This is a genomic window from Corallococcus sp. CA047B, assembly GCF_003612065.1.
Classification (GTDB): domain Bacteria; phylum Myxococcota; class Myxococcia; order Myxococcales; family Myxococcaceae; genus Corallococcus; species Corallococcus praedator.
The window spans coordinates 1-18,890 of sequence record NZ_RAWD01000192.1 but is presented as its reverse complement, the minus strand read 5'-3'; the positions used below and the strand labels follow the sequence as shown (position 1 = coordinate 18,890).

The 18,890-nt window shown below is 71.1% G+C and carries 16 protein-coding genes; 8 read left to right on the top strand and 8 right to left on the bottom strand.

The window, feature by feature from the left end; genetic code table 11:
- Together D7X74_RS26310 and D7X74_RS26305 are read left to right on the top strand one after the other, a co-directional pair.
- On the top strand, window positions 1-1,581 hold a 1,581-nt coding region (locus D7X74_RS26310), incomplete at its 5' end, for a R3H domain-containing nucleic acid-binding protein (protein WP_120535750.1).
- A gap of 231 nt (window positions 1,582-1,812) precedes the next feature.
- Window positions 1,813-2,619 (top strand): hypothetical protein, encoded by an 807-nt coding sequence (locus tag D7X74_RS26305; protein ID WP_120535749.1) that lies wholly within the window; start codon window positions 1,813-1,815, stop codon window positions 2,617-2,619.
- 46 nt (window positions 2,620-2,665) lie between these two features.
- Here D7X74_RS26305 and hflX read toward each other — a convergent pair whose 3' ends face one another.
- Window positions 2,666-4,096 (bottom strand): GTPase HflX, encoded by a 1,431-nt coding sequence (gene hflX, locus D7X74_RS26300; protein WP_120535748.1) that lies wholly within the window; start codon window positions 4,094-4,096, stop codon window positions 2,666-2,668.
- Window positions 4,097-4,273: 177 nt separating this feature from the next.
- On the opposite strand from hflX, the gene D7X74_RS26295 reads away from it, so the two are divergent.
- Window positions 4,274-5,545: a DEAD/DEAH box helicase gene (locus tag D7X74_RS26295; RefSeq protein WP_120535747.1), complete on the top strand. Its 1,272-nt coding sequence runs from the start codon at window positions 4,274-4,276 to the stop codon at window positions 5,543-5,545.
- Window positions 5,546-5,610: 65 nt separating this feature from the next.
- Here the strand turns inward: D7X74_RS26295 and D7X74_RS26290 are convergent, their stop codons facing one another.
- Window positions 5,611-6,930: a ferritin-like domain-containing protein gene (locus D7X74_RS26290; protein ID WP_120535746.1), complete on the bottom strand. Its 1,320-nt coding sequence runs from the start codon at window positions 6,928-6,930 to the stop codon at window positions 5,611-5,613.
- A gap of 203 nt (window positions 6,931-7,133) precedes the next feature.
- On the opposite strand from D7X74_RS26290, the gene D7X74_RS26285 reads away from it, so the two are divergent.
- Complete coding sequence (locus D7X74_RS26285; RefSeq protein ID WP_120535745.1) at window positions 7,134-8,042, top strand: CPBP family intramembrane glutamic endopeptidase; 909 nt, start codon at window positions 7,134-7,136, stop codon at window positions 8,040-8,042.
- A gap of 21 nt (window positions 8,043-8,063) precedes the next feature.
- Here D7X74_RS26285 and D7X74_RS26280 read toward each other — a convergent pair whose 3' ends face one another.
- Window positions 8,064-9,857 (bottom strand): Vps62-related protein, encoded by a 1,794-nt coding sequence (locus D7X74_RS26280; protein WP_199741898.1) that lies wholly within the window; start codon window positions 9,855-9,857, stop codon window positions 8,064-8,066.
- A gap of 54 nt (window positions 9,858-9,911) precedes the next feature.
- On the bottom strand, window positions 9,912-10,862 hold the full coding sequence (locus D7X74_RS26275; protein WP_120535744.1) for a hypothetical protein: 951 nt from the start codon (window positions 10,860-10,862) through the stop codon (window positions 9,912-9,914).
- A 224-nt stretch (window positions 10,863-11,086) separates the two neighbouring features.
- Here D7X74_RS26275 and D7X74_RS26270 point away from each other — a divergent pair, with 224 nt between their 5' ends.
- The 3 genes from D7X74_RS26270 to D7X74_RS26260 all read left to right on the top strand — a co-directional run bounded on the left by D7X74_RS26270 (window position 11,087) and on the right by D7X74_RS26260 (window position 14,080).
- Window positions 11,087-11,953: a PD40 domain-containing protein gene (locus D7X74_RS26270; protein ID WP_120535743.1), complete on the top strand. Its 867-nt coding sequence runs from the start codon at window positions 11,087-11,089 to the stop codon at window positions 11,951-11,953.
- A complete protein-coding gene (locus D7X74_RS26265) occupies window positions 11,950-12,588 on the top strand; it encodes a M23 family metallopeptidase (protein WP_120535742.1) in 639 nt (212 codons plus the stop codon). Before D7X74_RS26270 ends, D7X74_RS26265 begins: the two co-directional genes overlap by 4 nt.
- An 88-nt stretch (window positions 12,589-12,676) precedes the next feature.
- Entirely contained in the window at window positions 12,677-14,080 is a 1,404-nt protein-coding gene (locus D7X74_RS26260) for an amidohydrolase family protein (protein ID WP_120535741.1), read from the top strand.
- A gap of 13 nt (window positions 14,081-14,093) precedes the next feature.
- Here D7X74_RS26260 and D7X74_RS26255 read toward each other — a convergent pair whose 3' ends face one another.
- The gene (locus D7X74_RS26255; protein ID WP_233602260.1) at window positions 14,094-14,738 is read right to left on the bottom strand and encodes a TetR/AcrR family transcriptional regulator; all 645 of its coding nucleotides are present in this window, start codon (window positions 14,736-14,738) and stop codon (window positions 14,094-14,096) included.
- Between the two features lie 309 nt (window positions 14,739-15,047).
- Here D7X74_RS26255 and D7X74_RS26250 point away from each other — a divergent pair, with 309 nt between their 5' ends.
- On the top strand, window positions 15,048-16,550 hold the full coding sequence (locus tag D7X74_RS26250; protein ID WP_120535739.1) for a M12 family metallopeptidase: 1,503 nt from the start codon (window positions 15,048-15,050) through the stop codon (window positions 16,548-16,550).
- A 24-nt stretch (window positions 16,551-16,574) separates the two neighbouring features.
- Here D7X74_RS26250 and D7X74_RS26245 read toward each other — a convergent pair whose 3' ends face one another.
- The 3 genes from D7X74_RS26245 to D7X74_RS44390 all read right to left on the bottom strand — a co-directional run.
- Window positions 16,575-17,369 carry an ABC transporter ATP-binding protein gene (locus D7X74_RS26245; RefSeq protein ID WP_120535738.1) on the bottom strand — a complete coding sequence of 265 codons (795 nt, stop codon included), beginning with the start codon at window positions 17,367-17,369 and terminating at the stop codon, window positions 16,575-16,577.
- Between the two features lie 52 nt (window positions 17,370-17,421).
- Window positions 17,422-18,669, bottom strand: coding sequence for a GAF domain-containing sensor histidine kinase (locus D7X74_RS26240; protein WP_233602259.1), 1,248 nt, complete (start codon window positions 18,667-18,669; stop codon window positions 17,422-17,424).
- A gap of 32 nt (window positions 18,670-18,701) precedes the next feature.
- Window positions 18,702-18,890 (bottom strand): hypothetical protein (locus tag D7X74_RS44390; RefSeq protein ID WP_233602258.1); only part of this gene is annotated, 189 nt, incomplete at its 5' end.

Below are 18,890 nucleotides of genomic sequence, written 5' to 3'. Positions count from 1 at the left end.
CTCCAGGACGCCGTGCGGCGCCTGCCCCAGGCGGAGCTGCTGGAGGTGGTGATGGACCTGGGGCGGCCACCGGAGGCCCGGCTCGTGGGCCGCGTGGCGCGCCTGTCCGACGTGTTGGTGGACGCGGACGCGCTGCAGGCGGTGCTGTCGCGGGTGGGGGAGCCGGGGGGGGACAACCGCGCCGGCATCGAGCGGACGCTGCACCGCGTGTCGGCGATCCGCAACCGGCAGGGCCGCGTGGTGGGGCTCACGCTGCGCGTGGGCCGCGCCATCGTGGGCACCATCGACATGCTTCGCGACCTGGTGGACTCGGGGAAGAACCTGCTGCTCCTGGGGCGGCCCGGCGTGGGCAAGACGACGAAGCTGCGCGAGGTGGCGCGCGTGCTCGCGGACGCGCTGGGCAAGCGGGTAATGGTGGTGGACACGTCCAACGAGATTGGCGGCGACGGGGACATCCCGCATCCGGGCATCGGGGGTGCGCGGCGCATGCAGGTGAGCCGGCCGGACCGCCAGCACGACGTGATGATCGAGGCGGTGGAGAACCACATGCCGGAGGCCATCGTGGTGGATGAGATTGGCACCTCCGCGGAGGCCACCGCCGCGCGCACCATCGCCGAGCGCGGCGTGCAGCTGGTGGCGACCGCGCACGGCAACACGCTGGAGAACCTGGTGCTGAACCCCACGCTCTCCGACCTCGTGGGCGGCGTGCACACCGTCACCCTGAGCGACGAGGAGGCGCGGCGGCGGCGCACGCAGAAGACGGTGACCGAGCGCAGGGGGACGCCCACCTTCGACATCGTGGTGGAGATGGTGAACCGCGAGGAGGTGCGCGTGCACCGCGACACGGGCGCCGCCGTGGACCGGCTGCTCGCGGGCACGGAGGTCGGGGGCGAGCGCCGCCGGCAGCAGGGGGACACGGTGCTCGTGGAGGCCACGCCCGAGGTCGTGGAGGCCACGCCTCCGGGTGGGCACGTGCCCCCGGGCACACCGGCCCTGGGCGCGCCACGGGCCGGGCCGCTTCGCATCGCGGTGCACGCGGTGAGCCGCGAGCTGCTGGAGCGCGTGCTGCGCGACCTGCCCGTGGAGGCCGTCGTGGTGGGACGGCCGGAGAGCGCCGAGCTGGTGCTCACCCCGCGCAGCCGCGCCAACTCTCCGCGCCTGCGCCGGGCCGCCGAACGCGGGGGCGCGCGCGTGCTGGTCATCAAGCGCAACAGCGCCACCGAGATGCGCCGGGCGCTCCGCTCCGAGCTCAACCTCCTGGACGGCGTGGATCCGGAAGAGGTCCGCGCCGCCGTCGCGGATGCGCAGGACGCCATCCGGCGCGTGCTCGCCGAAGGGCAGCCCGTGCCACTCGCGCCCCGCCCTTCCCGCCTGCGGCGGGTGCAACACACGCTCGTCATCCGCAACCACCTGGAGGCGGTGAGCCTGGGCAGTGAGCCGAAGCGCCACCTGGTCATCTACCCGGCGGGCACTGGCGTGGCGGAGACCTCCGAGCCAGAGCCCACGGACGAGGAGCTTCCGGACGACGAGGAAGCCGGGACCGAGGCGCCCCACGACGAGGAGGAAGGCTCCGAGCCCTGAGGCCCGGGCCGAGGGGCGGAAGGCGGATGTGGCCGAACCGTGGGGGACCGGGGTCATGCCCTGACGAGCCCGCCCGTGAGTGCGCAGCGCGCTGCACACACACGGTGGGGTCATGGTCACCCTTTCCCTTTGGATTCGGGGGGTTGTGAGGGGCACGACCGTTGCTGAGAGACTGGGGCACGGTCCGCCGCGAGGAAGCGTCGGCACCCCACCCATTTCCCGGAGACTTCCATGCGCCGCGCCACCTGCCTTGCCCTCACCGTCCTCGCCACCGCCTGTGGCGACAGCACGCCCACCCAGGGAGAGATCAACGATGCGACGGCGCGCGTGGAACGCATCGCGGCCTCCACCCATCTGGTGCGCGGTGCGCTGGAAGTGCTGGGCCTGATGCCCGTGTACACGTGCGGCGAGCCCCGGCGCTCGTTCCTGAATCACGCCGTGGAAGGGCTCTCCGCCTCCGTGTCGTGCGCGACGGCCACCGTGACCCCGGTGGATGACGTCACCGACTCGGTGTTGGTGAAGTTCGCGGAGGGCGGCTGTTCCGTGCATGGCCTGCGCTTCACAGGACAAGCGCGACTGGAGTACCAGGGCGGCGAGGACCTGATGGAGATGCACGCGGACCTGCGCGGCATGACCGTGGACGGCCAGCCCCTCCAGGCGAAGGTGGGCTACGGCACCTGCGGCGACGAGGCGCGCCTGTTCGCGGACGTGGAGGGCGACGTGCCGGGCCGCGCGGGCCACACCTTCCGCGTGAACAGCAAGGTGGGCAAGCGCGAGGGCCTGCCCATCATCGGGGGCACGTCGCTCATCTTCGACGGTCCGGGGGAGCTGACCGGCCCGGCGGGCACCGACCGCTTCACCCTCACGGGGCTGGAGTACGAAGTCGGCAACTACCTGCCCAAGGAGGGCACGGCCCTGCTGGAGACCGCGGAAGGGCGCACCCTGAAGATCGCCTTCCAGCCGGTGCTCTGGCGCGTGGGCAAGGCGGAGATCACCGTGGACGACAAGGACCCCGTGACGGTGCCCGTCCTCCGTTGATCCGCCGCCCTGCGTTCTTCCGCGCCAGGGGCCCTGGCGCGGACCCTCACTCCTGGAAGGACTGGGTGAGCTTCGCGATGGCTCCCGGCAGTCCCCGCACGCGCAGGCGGCTGCCGCTCTCGTCGTAGGCCTGGGACACCACCGTGGTGTGTTCGTACACCTCGCTGATGCGCCCCTGCCGCGCGTAGGGAATCACCAGGTCCGCCTCCACCATGGAGGACTCGAAGAAGGCGATGATGTTCTTGCGCAGCATCACCACGTCGTCCGGCTGGTGCGCGGAGAGCATCAGGGCGTCCGGGTGCTTCGCCAGCAGCGCTTCCTTCGCTGGCGCCTCCAGCCGGTCCGCCTTGTTGAAGACCAGCTTGCTCGGCACGGAGTCCGCGCCAATCTCCCGGAGCACCGTGCGGGTGACCTCCAGCTGCGCCGCCCACGTCGGATCCGACGCGTCCACCACGTAGAGCAGCAGGGAGGCTTCCAGCGCCTCGTCCAACGTGGAGCGGAAGGACGCGACCAGGTCGTGCGGCAGCTTCTGGATGAAGCCCACCGTGTCCGAGACGAGGATGCGCGGACGGGTCTCCGGCTGCATCGCGCGCACCGTGGTGTCGAGCGTGGCGAAGAGCTGGTCGGCCACCAGCACCGTGCTGCCCGTCAACGCGCGCATCAGCGAGGACTTGCCCGCGTTCGTGTAGCCCACCAGCGCCACCCGGAGCTGGTCCCTGCGCGCGTAGCGGCGGTGGTCCTGGTCCTTCTGGATGGCCGCAAGGCCCTCACGCAGCTCCGCCAGCCGGTCGCGAATCTTGCGGCGGTCCAGCTCCACCGCCGAGTCACCCGCGCCGCGCCCCTGCTGCCGCTCGCGGCCTCCCGAGGACTCGCGCAGCCGCGGGGCCAGGTAGTTGAGCCGGGCGATCTCCACCTGCATCCGCGCTTCGTGGCTCTTCGCGTGCCGGTGGAAGATGTCGACAATCACGCCCGCGCGGTCCATCACCGTCGCCCCGGTGGCCTTCTCCAGGTTGCGCAGCTGGCCCGGGGACAGCTCGTGGTCCACGACCACCACGGTGGGCCGGGGCTCCGCCTTGTCGTCCTCCTCCGAGGGCGGCGGCAGGGCGTCCTCCTCCGGCTCCGCGTCGTCGGCCTCTTCTTCGACGTCCTCGTCCTCGGGCTCGGACTCGGACCCGGTGCTGGCGGCGGCCTCCCACTTCTCGCGGGCCTTCGACGTCCGGTCCTGCGCTCCGGACGCAATCACGCCCGAGCCTCCGGTCAGGGCGGCCAGCTCCTTGAGCTTGCCCGTCCCCAGCACCGTGCCCGTGGCCAGCCGCTCGCGCTTCTGGGACACGGTCGCGACCGTGTCGTACCCCAGCGTGTGCACCAGCCGGCGCAGCTCCGCGAAGTCCGCGGCGTGCTCTTCGTCAGAGACGCCCGGAAGCTGGACACCGACGAGGACGGCGCGCGGACGTTCAGGGAGGGTGGAGATCGCCATGCGGATGCTCGTAACACGTCGGGCCTTCCCGTGACGGGGCGAGTCCGCGCCATCCGACACTCTCCGGGCCCGGGCGATGCCTCGCCTGGATGGGGAGGGGGCAGGAATGCCCGGGGGCAGGCCCTCCGGGCAGGGTAGGCTCCCCGGGTCCTCGCGCCACCCCAAGGCTCCCCTCCCATGACATTCGCTTCGCTCGGCCTGTCGGACGCGCTCACCCGCGCCGTGGCCGAACTCGGATACGACGAACCCACGCCAGTGCAGCGCGCGACCATCCCCGTGGTCCTGCGCGGCGGCGACGTCTGGGCTTCGGCGAAGACCGGCTCTGGGAAGACCGCCGCGTTCCTGCTGCCCCTCCTGGAGGCCCTGCGCGCGCGGCCCGGCGGTTCGGTCCGGCCGGTGCGGGCGTTCATCCTGGTGCCCACGCGGGAGCTGGCCGCCCAGATTGTCGAGTCCGTCCAGCAGTACGGCCGATATCTGAAGAAGCCGCTGAAGACCTGCCTCGCGGTCGGCGGCGTCTCCGCGAACCCGCAGATGATGGCGCTCCGGGGCGGCGCGGACGTCGTCGTGGCCACGCCCGGCCGCGCGCTGGACCTGGCGTCGCAGAACGCGCTCCGGCTGGGCGAGGTGGAGACGCTGGTGCTCGACGAGGCCGACCGGCTGTTCTCCCTGGGCTTCGCCGACGAACTCAACGGCCTGCTCGCGCTGCTGCCCGCGCGCCGCCAGAACCTGCTGTTCTCCGCCACGTTCCCGCCCGCCGTGCGCACGTTCGCGGAGCAGTTGCTGCACGAGCCCACGCGCATCGATGTCGATGACGGGGAGCTGCCCACGACGGAGTTCATCGTCCAGCGGGCCATCCAGGTGGATGCGCCCCGGCGCACGATGCTGCTGCGGCAGTTGCTGGAGACGCACGCGTGGTCGCACGTGCTCACGTTCGTGGCCAGTCGCTACGCGGCGGACCATGTCGCGCTGAAGCTGAACCGCGCCGGCATCGCCGCGACGTCGCTGCATGGGGAACTCAGCCAGGGCGCGCGGACACAGGCGCTCGCGGACTTCAAGGCGAAGCGCGTGCGCGTGCTCGTCGCCACGGACGTCGCCGCTCGCGGTCTGGACATCGCGCAACTGCCGGCGGTCGTGAACTACGACCTGCCCCGCTCGACCGTGGACTACGTGCACCGCATCGGTCGCACGGGGCGCGCGGGCGACAAGGGCATGGCGATCAGCTTCGTCAGTGCGGACACCGAAGCCCACTTCCGACTCATCGAGAAGCGCCACCAGCTCGACATCGCGCGCGAGCAGGTCCCGGGGTTCGAGCCGACGGAAGAGGCCTCGCCGGCCGTGCCGCCCCTGGATCCGAACGGCGGCGTGAAGGGCCGGCGCAAGAGCAAGAAGGACAAGCTGCGCGAAGCCGCCGCTGCCGCCGCCGCGCGTCCCCCGAAGCGCAAGCCGTAGCGGACTTGCTTCACGGCGCCAGCGACTTCGACGGCGTGAAGCAGCGAGCCCGTGAGCGGATCAGCTCAGGCCCAGAGTTCCTGCTCCAGCGTGTCCAGCAGGGCCAGGGCGACCTCGGGCGTGGGCAGTCCCGCCTCCGTGATGAGCCCCGCGTCGAGCGGCGTCGCGACCTCTTCGCGCAGCAGGGCCACCGCGTGCCTTTGTGACTCGCGCAGCGCGTCCCGCTCCTGGGGAGAGAGGCGCGAACGGGCCCACCGGTCGATGTCCCAGGACAGGCCCGCGTGCCGCGTCTCATCCTCGGCGATGCGCACCATGGCTTCGCGCACGCCCGCGTCGCGCGCGTGCAGGGCCTGGTGGTGGGCCACCAGCGCGCCGTACGTCTCCCGCACGCAGCCCTCCACGGCGTTGTCCCGCGCCACCTCCGCCAGCGGACGCATCGGCAGCTCCGCCACGGCGGGCGGCGGCGGTGACGCGCCGAAGCGGCGCGCGAGCCTTCCCGTCACGTCGGCATGCAGCACCTCGTCCACGGCGCTCGCGAGCGCCGCGGCCTGGAGGTCCGGCCCCGCGCCGTGCAGGGCCAGTTCCTTGCGCAGCCGCAGGAAGGCATGGATGGACGCCGCCTCCAGGTGCGCGACCTCCGCGAAGTAGCGCCCCATCGCATCCGCGCTGTCACAGTCCCCCGCGACCTGGAGTCCCACCGGCCGCCGCCCCACCGCGCAGGTTCCCGTGCCCTTCTCCAGGACGTGCTGCTCCCGTTCGCGGACCTCACCGGAGGCGGACACCTCCACCACGTGCTGCGTCACCTCGGTGCCCTCGCCACAGAGATACCCCTTCGTCCCCACGACGTTGAAGGTGCCATCCGGGTTCTGCCTCACCGCGCCCCGGTCCAGGTGCTCGCAGCTCACCTTGTAGCCGGCGGCGAACGCCACCAGCGTGGCTTCCTGCGCGGTGTCGATGGTGCCCAGCAACCCCTTGAGCGACTCCAGCGTCGAATACGTCTTCACCTCGTCGCCCCGGGTCGTCGCCAGGAAGTAGTCCGCGCAGAGCTGGAAGCAGCTGTGATGGAAGCCCTCGCCCGGCACCGTGGCGCCCAAGGCCTCCTGACACGCCGGGACGTCCGAGGCCGTCGAGCACGCCTCGCCGAAGGCGGCCTTGCCCTCGAAGGAAGGCGGCTCGTAGTCGCTGTGGAGGAGGCGCAGTTGGAGGTAGTCCGGCGTGGGGGAGATCTTCAGGTCGCTGACCGCGGGCACGTCGTCGTCGCAGGCGATGGGCCCATAGTCCTCCAGGCCCGTGGTGTTGGAGCCGCAGCCCGCCAGCACCAGCGGGGTGGCGAGCGAAGCCCGCAGGGCCCGCGAGAAGAGATGGCGCAGTCGGTGTACTTGCATGGGGTGACTCCTGGAGGCCGGGGTGGCCCGGACACAGGAGCAATGCGGATGCCACCCTGCCCTCACAGGGCGCTCCCGTTGAAAAGCGCCCGCCGCGTGCCTGGAAAACCGAGGAGGGATCAGAAACCTGAGGGCGAAGCCGTTAGCGTGTCCGGAATCCCGCGAGGCCCCTGCCCCGTGGACCTGGACCGGAGGAACACCCCGTGCGTCGTGATGTCGCCGTGCTGCTGGAGAAGGCCCCGTCGCGGCGCCGGGCGCTGTCCGAAGCGGCGTTCGTGTTCCTCGCCGTCCTGGGGCCGACGTCGGCGGGGCCCGCGGGCCGGGTCGTCCTGGCCGTGCTCGCGATCGCACTGCTGGCGTGGGGGCTGGCCCTGCTGCGTCCGTGGGAGGCCTCGCGCGGGGGCGCCTGGCTGGGCATCCTCGGGCTGCTCGTGGCGCTGGGCGGCACCGGCGCGGGCGCCTGGGTGGCCTCCGCCGCGGAGGTGGAGAAGGGCTTCTCGCTGTCCATGGCCCCCCTGTGCATCCGGGCGCTCGGGATGTGCCTGCTGGTGGCGGTGCTGGTGTGGCGCGACGGGCAGGGCCCCGCGCAGGTGGGTCTGGCGCGCGAGGGCTGGGCGAAGGAGCTGCTGCTCGGCGTGCCGGTGCTCGTCGGCACCTACGCGGTGCACATCGCCGCGTCGGTGCCCATGGCGGCCGTCGCCGTTGCGTTGAAGCTGGCCGGCAAGGAGATGCTGGCGCGCAAGGGCATGGCCACCGCGCTCATGGACACCGGCCTGGGCGTGCCCGCCTTCGCGGCCATCATGGTGCTGGTGACGGGCTTCGAGGAGTTCGTCTTCCGAGCCTTCCTCGTGCCCCGCCTGCGCGTGGTGCTGGGCCGCTGGGTGCCCGCGGTGCTGGTCGCGGCCCTGCTCTTCTGCGTGGGCCACTTCTACGAAGGCATCCTCGCCGTCTTCCAGACCTTCGTGATCGGGGCCTGGTTCGGGTTCGTCTTCTGGTTCCGGGGACGCCTGCTGCCGTTGATTGTCGCGCACGCGGCCTTCAACACCATCAGCTTCGCGCTGGTGATGTGGCTGTCCAGGTCAGGCTTCCTGGACAAGCTGCCGCCACTTTGACGGCAGCCCAAGCCCCGGTGGCTACTCCAGCGTCATGTACTCCGGCTGATACACCGACCGGTTCCTCAACGGCGAAGGCCCGCCGCTGTTCACGCAGTAGCCCGTCGGGTTGTCACAGCCGCCCTCCGGGTTGCCCCAGTACGCCGTGAGGTTCATCCAGGAGAGGGAACCCGTGTACGTGCCGGCCGGCTGCCAGGGGATGGACACCACGTGGTTCCAGGTGTCCCACGCGAGCCCCGCCCCGGTGTCATCAGCCAGGAAGTCGCCGTTGAAGATGGTTTCGTAGATGTGCCGGGCCGCGTCCGGATACAGGCCGTGCGAGCCATTGGCGGAGAAGACCTCCGGATGCCAGCCGGCGAGGAACACGGCCTTGTCACCGAAGGTGAAGAGCTGTCCGTTCGCGTGCTGGCTCAGGTAGACCTGCGCGGGGCGCCCATCGATGAAGCGCACGGTGAGGTGTTCCCAGTCGCCCACGTGGTTGCCGAAGGTGGAGTAGCCACCCACGCAGCCCCAGGGCGAATACCAGCCGATGCACACCCGCTTGCCATTGTTGTACGGGTAGAAATTCCAATACAGCACGTCCGTCACGTTCGTCGGCTGGCCGCCCTGGGTGCGCGGGATGATCTGCGCGTAGACGGGCACCGACGTCTGATTGGGACGCTGACCGTCCAGGAACTGCGGATCCGTGCAGGAGTCACAGCCCAGCGCCTGGTTCGTCACCAGGTGGCCGTTCTCCTCATGGACGTTGGCCAGATGGAACTGGGTGGAGGACGGGAAGTATGACTCGTCCGGATGCAGCCACACGCGGGGCGCGAACGCGGCCACCGTCTGCGCGTCCACGGGCAGGCCGCGCAGCTCCGGGTTGGACGTGGCGCTCTTGTTGAGGACCCAGTAGCGGCTGCCGCCCGTGTCGCCGTGGCTGGGACGGGAGACGAAGGTGGACGCGGGCAGGCCGCGGTGGTCGCGCGCCACCGCCTGCCACACGCCGATGTCGTCGTTCGCACCGGAGCCGCTGTCGTCCCAGACCCACGCGGGGTTGGCGGGCAGCACGTATTCGCTCCGCACGCAGCGGATGAGGTCCGTGGAGGGCTTGGAGTAGCCCAGCACCGCGACGTGGCCCAGGCAGGTGTAGCCGGCGGGGGCGACGGGCTCCCAGAAGGAGACGTCGTGCGTTCCCCCGGAGCCGGAGTCGCTCCAGGTCCAGGTGTAGTTGGACGGACGCGCCAGCAGGTCGCCCTCGCCGCGCACCAGGAACGTCGTCGCGGGGGCCTGTCCCCGGTTGGACATGGCGACGTCGCCCAGCGAGAAGAAGCCGGGGGACTGGGAGAGGTCGGGGCGCCAGACGGAGATGTCGTTCGTCGCGCCGGTGCCGTGATCGTCATAGACCCAGGTGAACCGGCTCGTGGCCTTGACCTCCAGTGCCTTCGGTTGACGCAGCGCCACCGAGTCCGCGCTCAAGGTGAACTCCGCGCTCTGACCCGCCAGCGCGGTCGCCGCGACCAGCTTGTAGCTGCCCGGAGACAGCGTGACGGCCAGCCGCGAGTTCGTGCCGCCCCCGCCGTTGTTGTCCTGCGCGAGGAGGGTGCCGTTCGCATCCAGCAGGTACAGCCACGCATCCGCCGACGACGTCAGCGTGAAGGTCACCGGGCCGCCGGACGTCTGCGAGTCCAGCAGGAACACCCGGTTGCCCGGACTGGAGGGACTCTGTCCGCCCGAGCCCTGCCACGCGCCGTAGACGGTGTTGGCCCGGGCCGTGTTCGCCAGGAGTGAAGTCGTGGCGAACACGACCAGGGGGAGGAATTGCCGGAGGAGCATGGAGACCTGGGGGAAAGGGGAACCCAGGACCATAGCCGGCCCCGATTCCAGCGCTCACGCCCGCGCGGTCGAACACGTCCGCGCCAGCTCCCGCACCAGCCGCTGGGCCACTTCCGGCGACGGCAGCCCGGAACGGCGGGCCACGTGCTCTGGCATGAGGCTGTCCGCGGCGTCGCGTTCCAACGCGAGCCAGGCCTCATGCCGGGCCGCTTCAACCCGCGCGCGTGCATCCTCGGGCAGCCGCGCCTGCGCCCAGGCATCGATGTCCCAGGACAGCTCCGAGTGACGCAGCTCGTCCGGCGCGATGGCCGCCAGCGTTTCGCGCACCGTCGCATCCTCCGCGCACCGCGCCTGCCACCCCGCCAGCAACGCGCCGAAGGTCTCCCGCACGCAGCCCTCCACCGCGTTCTCGATGGCCAGCGCCTCCAGCGACCGGTCCCCGAACGGCGCCACCTTCACCTCCGGCATCGCGGCCCCGTGACGCACCGCCAGGGCCTCCATCGCGCGCGCATGCCGCACCTCCTCTCCCGCGGAACGACGCGCGGCCCGCACCAGCCGCTCCGGCGCACCGTGCGCGGCCAGCTCGTCCGCGAGCCGCTCGAACGCGGGAACGGACGCGGCCTCCAGGTGCGCCATCCTCGCGAAGAGCGCTCCCAGCGCCGGCACCCGCCCCTCCACCGCGCCCTCACCGCACAGCCCTTCCGGCCGCCGGCCCTCGCACAGGAACGTCACCTGGCAGCGCACCTCGTCGGGCTCGGGAAGTGATTCGGCGGAACGCGTGAACTCACAGGGCGCGCCGCCCATCACCCGGGCGCACAGCTCCTCGCAGGAGGTGTCCGCCGTGGCCACGCCCCCATCCGCCAACGTGAGGGAGGCAAGCGAGAACGTCTCCGGGTGGGACTCCGAGTCGCATCCCCACGTCGAGGAACACCCCACCCCCAGCGTGGTGACGGGCGCGAGCAGCCACAGGCGGGAGAAGGCACGGCGCAGCTTCCGGCGGGACATGGAGACACCCTCTTCAATCACAGACCCGCCGGCCCACGGGCCCCCACAGCCTGCCACGACGCGCCGCATCCCGGACAGCCCACCCTCCAACAGGCAAGCAGATGACAAACATGTAATTTTCAAGTTTTACATGAATAACCGCTTTATCAGCAACTCATTCACGGGAAGCGAGAAAACCCTGTCGTCACATCGTCCCCGTTGTTTCCCCCATCCCCTGGAGCGAGATGCGAAAGCGATTCCTGACCCTCACGTTGTTGACGCTGGTGGGCACCAGCGCCCTGGCGGAGGACCGTATGAACCCGGCGGACCTGCGCCGTGTCACCAAGGCGCGTGAGTCCCTGGTCCCCGCCGTCGCGAAGGAGTTCGGGCCCAAGGCCCGGTTCGTCCACCTCTTCGGGCAGGGCCCGGGAATGCTGGCGGGCGTCGTCGCGGAGATTCCGTCGCAGCCGCTGGGCACGGACGAGCTGCCGCTGCTGGCCATCGTCCGGTACGACGAGTCCACCGGCGCGGTGCGCGTGGTGGACCGCGAGTTCAAGTACCGCGAAGCCCGCACGGTGGGCCCGGAGGTGGCGCTGCTGGAGGGTGACGGCACCCTGCGCATGCGCGACGCCAACGGCCGGGACCGGGTGCTCGCGCGAGGCGTGGGCGGGGACCTGTTCCCCACCGCGAAGGCGGACGCGCTGGTGGCCACGCTCCTGATGAGCAGCGAGGGGCCGCATGAGACCGCCGTGGGCATCATCGACCTCCAGGGCCGCGTGAAGGTCCTGGCGGACGGCCCCGGCGTGGACGCGACGCCCAGCATCTCTCCGGATGGCAAGACCGTGGTGTTCGTGTCCGGCCGGACCAGCGTGGCGTCGTTCTACGTGACGAACGTGGAGGGCGCGCCGGCCCGGCAGCTCACCAACGTCGGGCTGGAGAACTGGATGCTGTTCGGCGGTCCGCCCAAGGAGTTCGTGCCCCCACCCGTCTCCACCCACCACATGGAGTGGGTGAACGAGGACGTGCTTCGCTACAACGCTGGCGGCGGCGCGTTCTGGAAGCTCAACGTGCGCACGGGCCACGCGGCCGCGGACGTGGGAGGTGCCCCGTGAAGGCCCTGACCCTGGCGCTGGCCTTCGTGCTGCTGGCCTTCCCGGCGGTGTCCTCCGCCCAGACGATGTTCCGCTTTCCCGCCTCCCAGCTCGCGGACCAGTGTGGCAACGGCGGCTGCGTGGTGAGCGCGTACAAGGACTACGGCGGCCGCGACTACGCCTGCGGCGGCGTGCGCTACAGCGGCCACACGGGCATCGACTACGCCCTGGTCGGCGGCTTCAGCAAGATGGACTACGGCGTCTGGGCCATGAACGCCGCCCGGGGCTACGTCGAGGCGTCCGTGGATGGCTATTTCGACCGGTGCAACTACTGGGACCAGGCCAACCCCTACGCCGCCTGCGGCCTCTACACGGCCAACTACATCATCATGCGGCACCCGGACAACACGCAGACCAAGTACTGGCACCTGAAGGCATACACCCAGCAGTTCGCGCGCGGCACGACCCTGGCCTGCGGAAACTGGATCGCCCGGGTGGGTTCGTCCGGCGCCTCCACCGGCCCGCACCTGCACTTCGAGTACTGGGTCCCCGGCTACGGCACGGATGATCCGTACGCGGGCTCCTGCGGAACGCCCTACACGCGCTGGACCGCGCAGGGCGCCTACCGGGGCCTCCCCGGCATCACCTGCCAGTAATCCCCCACCACCATCCCCTCGGCAGGCCCTTCCGGGGCCCAGCGGGTATACACTGTATACCCGCTGGGCCTGACAGGAGGAGCACCGCATGGGTGACCGATGGCTGCTGCGTGGGGCGGAGATCATCACCTGCGACCCCGAACAGGCGGACCTGCCGCGAGGTGACGTCCTGGTGGAGGACGGGCGCATCGTCGCGATGGGTCCCCAACTGCACGCCGGGGACTGTCGCGTCGTGGACCTGCGCGGGAAGCTGCTCCTGCCGGGCCTCATCGATGCGCACCGGCACACGTGGCAGACGCCGCTGCGCGCCCTGGGGGCGGACTGGACGGTGATGGACTATCTGGCGGCGGTGCGCGTGAAGCTGTCGCCCGCGTTCCAGCCAGAAGACCTGCATGCCGCCAACCTGGCCGGGGCGCTGGAGGCCCTGGACGCGGGCATCACCACGCTCGTGGACTATTCGCACTGCGTGGAGTCCCCCGCGCACGCGGACGCCGCGCTCACGGCGCTCGAGGACTCCGGCATCCGGGCCCTCTTCGCCTACGGCTACGCGGCGGGTCCCCAGCAGGGCACCGCGCTGCCGACCTCCGCGAGCCGGCTCCAGGACGCCCGACGCCTGCGCTCCACCCGGCTGGCCTCCGACAGCGGGATTGTCCGCATGGGCATCGCGCTGACGGAGATGCAGGTTCCCTGGGAGCAGAGCCGGGCGGAAGTCCTCTCCGCGCGCGAGCTGGGCGTCCCCATCACCGCCCACTGTTCCGCGTGGCCCGTGTCAGGCCCGAGCGAAGTGCAGCGGATGGCGGCCGAAGGCCTGCTCGGTCCGGACGTGCTCTTCGTCCATTGCACATGGAGCTCCGACGAGGACCTGCGGCGCATCGCCGACAGCGGCGGCGGCGTCGCTGTGACGCCGGAGACGGAGCTGCAGATGGGCATGGGCTTCCCCGTCACCGGACGCGCGCTGCGCGCGGGGGTGCGGACGACGCTCGGGTGCGACGTCGTCTCCAGCAACGGCGGGGACCTGTTCACCGCGATGCGGCTGGCCCTCCAGGTGGAGCGGGGCAGGGCCCACGAGAAGGACGGGCTGTCCCGGGTCCTCGCGCTCAAGGCCGCGCGCATGCTGCCGATGGTGACGCTCGACGCCGCGGAGTCCCTGGGGCTGGGACGCGTCACGGGCTCGCTGCGTCCGGGCAAGGACGCGGACCTCATCGTCCTCGCCGCCGACGCGCTGAACCTGACGCCGCTCAACCGCCCGCGCGACGCGGTGGTGCTCCAGGCGCATGCGGGCAACGTCGAATCCGTGATGGTGCGCGGACGGTGGGCCAAGCTCCAGGGCGCCCTGGTGGACGTGGACCTCGCGACGGTCCGGCGCCGCGTCATCGAGGCCCGCGACGCGGTGCTCGCCCGCGTGGGAGGACCGGACACACTCCTGGGCGAACGGGCGGACCTCTCCGCGCACTGGGACATGGGAAGCGCGGGCGTCACAAAGGACGCGTGACGCGAAGCGAGCTTCAGCGCTGGCGACGTGGGGGACGCTTCCGCGCGGGGACCTGCCGTGCGTCGATGCGCCGCTGGATGCCCTCCAGCATGAAGCCGAGGCTGGCCTCGAACTCACGCCCCACGTCGGTGGCCCGCATGTGCGGCACGCCGTGGGCGAGCCCCGGGTAGTCCCTGGCGGGGAGCGCCTGGGCCGCCGCGAAGAACCGCTCGAACGGCGGGGGCGTCCCCGGGGGACCCACGTCCCATGGCTCCTGCCGGCGGATGGCTCCGGCCAGCCAGGAGAAGAACGTGTTGTGCAGTGCCGCCGCCTCCTTCCAGGGAATGCCGGCGGCGTGCAGCTTGAGCACCGTCCGGTCAAGGATGACGAGCGCGGTGTGGACGACGGGGCCCTGCTCCAGCAGGAACTCCATCAGCCCCCGGTGCGCCAGCCCCACGGCGCGCAGGCGGCCCGCGAGCCGCCGGAGCCACGCCACTGGCTCCAGCCGCTCCTCCGGCAACACCAGGGTCTGGAGGATGGCCTCGGCGCACAGGAGCACGAGCGCGTCCCGGTTCGCGACGTGCTTGTACACGGCCATGGGCGTGACCCGGAGCCGTTCGGCCAGCGTCCGCATGGAGAGCTGTCGCAGCCCCTGCTCGCGGACGAGCGCGACGGCCATCTCCACCACGGCCTCCCGCGACAGCCGCGGCCGAGGCCCACGCACTGCTCGGAGACTGTTCGCGCCGGAGGTCATGGGCCGGAGCATAGGGCAGCCGCGCCAGGTCCGGATGTGTCATGAGCCCGCTCAAGCGTGCGACAGCGACTGTGATTTCAAAGCCTGCGCACCCAAGAGCTTCCTGCACTCACTGGACTTGCTTGATTTCACTTCCAGTGCGTCAGGCTTTGTGTCAAAGGGCGGCCCGTCTCGCTCCGTGGAGCGGTGGGCCATGCAGGCCCCATCCCGGGGGGCGGACTCAAGAGGGGATACATGTTCACTGAAAACACGCACCGCCTGGGGATGGCGCTGCTCACGACGTTCGGGTTGGGGTCGCTGATGGGCTGTGGCGGCGCGCCGGAGGCGTCCATGCCTTCCGAGCAGACGCCTCCGGGAGAGCTGCGCGACAGCGAGGCCGACCTCTACGTGGCGTCCTCCACCCTCTGGCGGCCGCTGAGCATCCCCGTGTGTTGGGAGAACCCGGCCGCCGGCAACGCCACCCAGCGGCAGTGGGTGCGCGACGCGGTGACGCGCACGTGGGAGGCGAACTCGAGCGCGCGCTTCTACGGCTGGGGGACGTGTTCCACCTCCTCCAGCGGCGTGCGCATCAACATCAGCGACGTGGGCCCGCACGTGAAGGCGCTGGGCAAGGGTCTCAACGGCATGGCCCAGGGCATGGTGCTGAACTTCACGTTCGCCAACTGGAGCCCGTCGTGCGCCAGCAGCCTCAAGTACTGCATCGACGCCATCGCGGTGCATGAGTTTGGCCACGCGCTGGGCTACGCCCACGAGCAGAACCGTCCGGACCGGCCCTCCACCTGCACCGAGCCCGCGCAGGGCTCGTCGGGGGACTGGCTCATCGGGCCGTGGGACCTGGGCTCCGTGATGAACTACTGCAACCCGGCCTGGAATGGGGACGGCAACCTCAGCGCCACGGACGTCCAGGGCGCGAAGCTCACCTACGGCATCCCCTGGGAGTCGCTGGGCGGCAGCTTCAACTCCGGCCCGGCGGTGGCGTCCTGGGGCGCGAACCGGCTGGACCTGTTCGGCCGGGGCCTGGACAACCAGCTCTACCAGCAGTCCTGGGCGGGCGCGGGCTGGAGCGGCTGGGCCCTCCACGGGGGCACCATCACCTCCGACCCGGCCGCGGTGAGCTGGGGTCCGAACCGCATCGACGTGTTCGCGCGCGGCACGGACAACTCCATGCTCCACAAGGCGTGGGATGGCACCGGCTGGAGCCTCTGGTATTCGCAGGGCGGCGTCTTCAAATCCGGCCCGGCCGTGGCGTCGTGGGGCGCGAACCGGTTGGACGTGTTCGGCCAGGGCCAGGACAACCAGCTCTATCACCAGGCCTGGACGGGCTCGGGCTGGACGGCGTGGAACGTGATTCCGGGCGTCGTGACGTCGGATCCAGCCGCGGTGAGCTGGGGCCCGAACCGCATCGACCTGTTCGCCAGGGGCTCCGACAACACCCTCCTTCACAAGGCCTGGGATGGCGCCGGCTGGAGCCCCTGGTACTCGCTGGGCGGCAGCTTCACCTCCGCTCCGGCGGCGGTCTCGCGCGGCGTCAACCAGTTGGAGGTGTTCGGCCGGGGCACGGACAACGCCCTCTGGGTGAACGCGTGGACGGGCTCCAGTTGGAGCGGCTGGCAGTGGCTGGGCGGTGAGATGACCTCCGCGCCCGACGTCGCGAGCTGGGGCGCCGGCCGGATGGATGTCTTCTATCGCGGCACCGACAACACGATGCGGCACTCCTGGTACATCAACGGCTGGTAGTCCCCACGCGGCCCCGCCCCGGGCTCAGGCCTTGGGCGGGCGCTGTTCGGAGCGGCGCCGGAGCCAGTTGCGCAGGAAGGCCTTCACCTCCGGGTGCTGTGATTGCTTGAAGTGCTCCGGCGGGCCGTACTCGACCACCTGTCCCTCGTGCATCAGGGCCAGGTTGTCGGCGGTGCCGAAGGCGGACGCCACGTCCGGGGTAATCACCAGCGACGTGGCGCCCAGTTGCTGCTTGCCCGTGGTGATGATCTCGTTGACGGCCGCCGTGGTCAGCGGATCCAGGCCGGCCGTGGGGTCGTCGTAGAGCAGGATCTTCGGCTGGAGGATGGTCGCGCGCGCGAAGCCCACGCGCTTCTGCATGCCGCCGGACAGCTCTCCCGGAAAGCGCGTGGCCGCGTGCGACAGGCCCACCTTCTCCAGCGTCTGGTTCACCGTCTTCGTGATTTCCGACTCGACCATGCCGGTGCGCTCGCGCAGCGGGAACGCCACGTTGTCGAAGACGTTGAGCGAGTCGAAGAGCGCGTTGGCCTGGAAGAGGATGCCCAGCTTGCGGCGCATGTGGTTGAGCGACAGCTCGTTCATCCGCGCCACCTCCTCCCCCTCCACCAGCACCACGCCCTTGTCGGGCCGCATCAGGCCCATGATGTGCTTCATCAGCACCGTCTTGCCCGAACCGGACACCCCCATCAGCACGCAGGTCGTGCCCTCCGGCACCACCAGGTTCACGCCCCGGAGCGCCGGCTGGCCGCCGAAGGACTTGTGGAGGTCCTTCACCTCGAGGGTCAGCTTCGGCGTCGACTCACGGCTCGCGTCACTCATCGCCCCGGAACCCTAGTGCGCGGCCCCGTCACACGCGAGCGCTGCCTGCCGGCTACCCGGAGCTCGCCAGCCCCTCCGGCAGCGCCAGTTCGAAGCGCGTGCCCTCCCCCGGCTTCGAGCTCACCTCCAGGGTGCCGCCATGGGCCTCGGCGATGCGCCGGGCGAGGAACAGGCCGATGCCCAGCCCCGTGGAGCCGGGCCCCCGCGCGAAGCGCTCGAAGAGGGTTGGCAGTTGTTCGGGCGGGATTCCCGGTCCTTCGTCGATGACCGAGATGCGCGCCCACGTCCCCTCCTGCCGCTGCTGCGTCCTCACGTCGAGGACCACGGGAAGCCCCTGCGGCGAGTGCTTCAGCGCGTTGGCCACCAGGTTCTCCAGCGCCTGGCGCAGGCGTTCGGGGTCCGCGATCAGCACCTTCTCTTCCGGGCCCCGGTAGTGCACCGGATGATGCTCGGGCGTGTTCGCGGTGGCCGCCAGTTCGCGCGCCAGCCCGGCCACGTCCACCGGCTGGGGACGCAGGGTGAAGAGGCCCTGGTCCAGGCGCCCCACGTCCAGCAGGTCCCGGATGAGCCGGGTGAGGGAGCGCAGCGACGACGCCGCGCCATCCGCGTCCCGCAGGTCCTCCAGGTCCTGGTTGCGCCGGGCCCGCCGTTGGATGAGCTGGATGCGGGCCTGGAGCGGCAGCAGGTAGTTGGCCATGTCGTGGGCCAGCACGGTGACGAGCTCCTCCGCCGCCGCCCGGCGGGCCTGCTTCACGGCCAGGTTCGTCAGCTCCCGCGTCAGCTCCACCCGGTGGGCCACCATGCCCGCCCAGCGCGCCACCGCCTGGAGGAAGCGCAGGTCGCGGTCGGTGAAGAAGTCGTTCCGGGCGGACGCCACGCCCACCACGCCCCGGATCTCCATGCCGATGGGCAGGGGCACCAGCAGGGAGGAGCGGACCCCCAGCCGGTGCTTGATGCCGGGAAGCTCCTCCGGGTCCTCCTCCTGACGGCCCGTCATGAAGGGCTCGCCCGTTTCGTACACCTGCACGGCGCGGCCCCCGTTGGCCAGCTGCAACCGGTCCAGGCCCAGCGCCTTCTGCAGACGCGACATGGGCGTGTCGCTGGTGCCGAACGCGACCAGGCTCTGGGTGCTCGGCTCCAGGAGGAAGACGTCCACCTTTTCGGCGTGGGTCAGCTCCGAGATGATCTGCCCTACCGTGTTCAGCGTGGGCTGGAGTTCCGCTGCGGGGAGGGCCAGCAGGCGCTCCAGCGCTTGCAGCCGTGCATCCGTCGTCTCGGGGCCTTTCAGGGGTTCACTCACAGGATGATGGTGGGGATCCCTTCCCGCTGAAGCTACCCGTGCAGCCGTCCCGTCCCCTGGACCTTGGGCGACCAGGCGGCCTTCGCACGGGCCCTGCGCCACCACCCGAAGCCGCCCGCCGCCAGGACGCTGACGCCCAGGAGCGCGGCCAGGCCCCACGCCCATCCCGGCCCCGTGACGTGCGCGGCCTTCGCTGCGTCCGGAGGCACGGGGACCAGCGC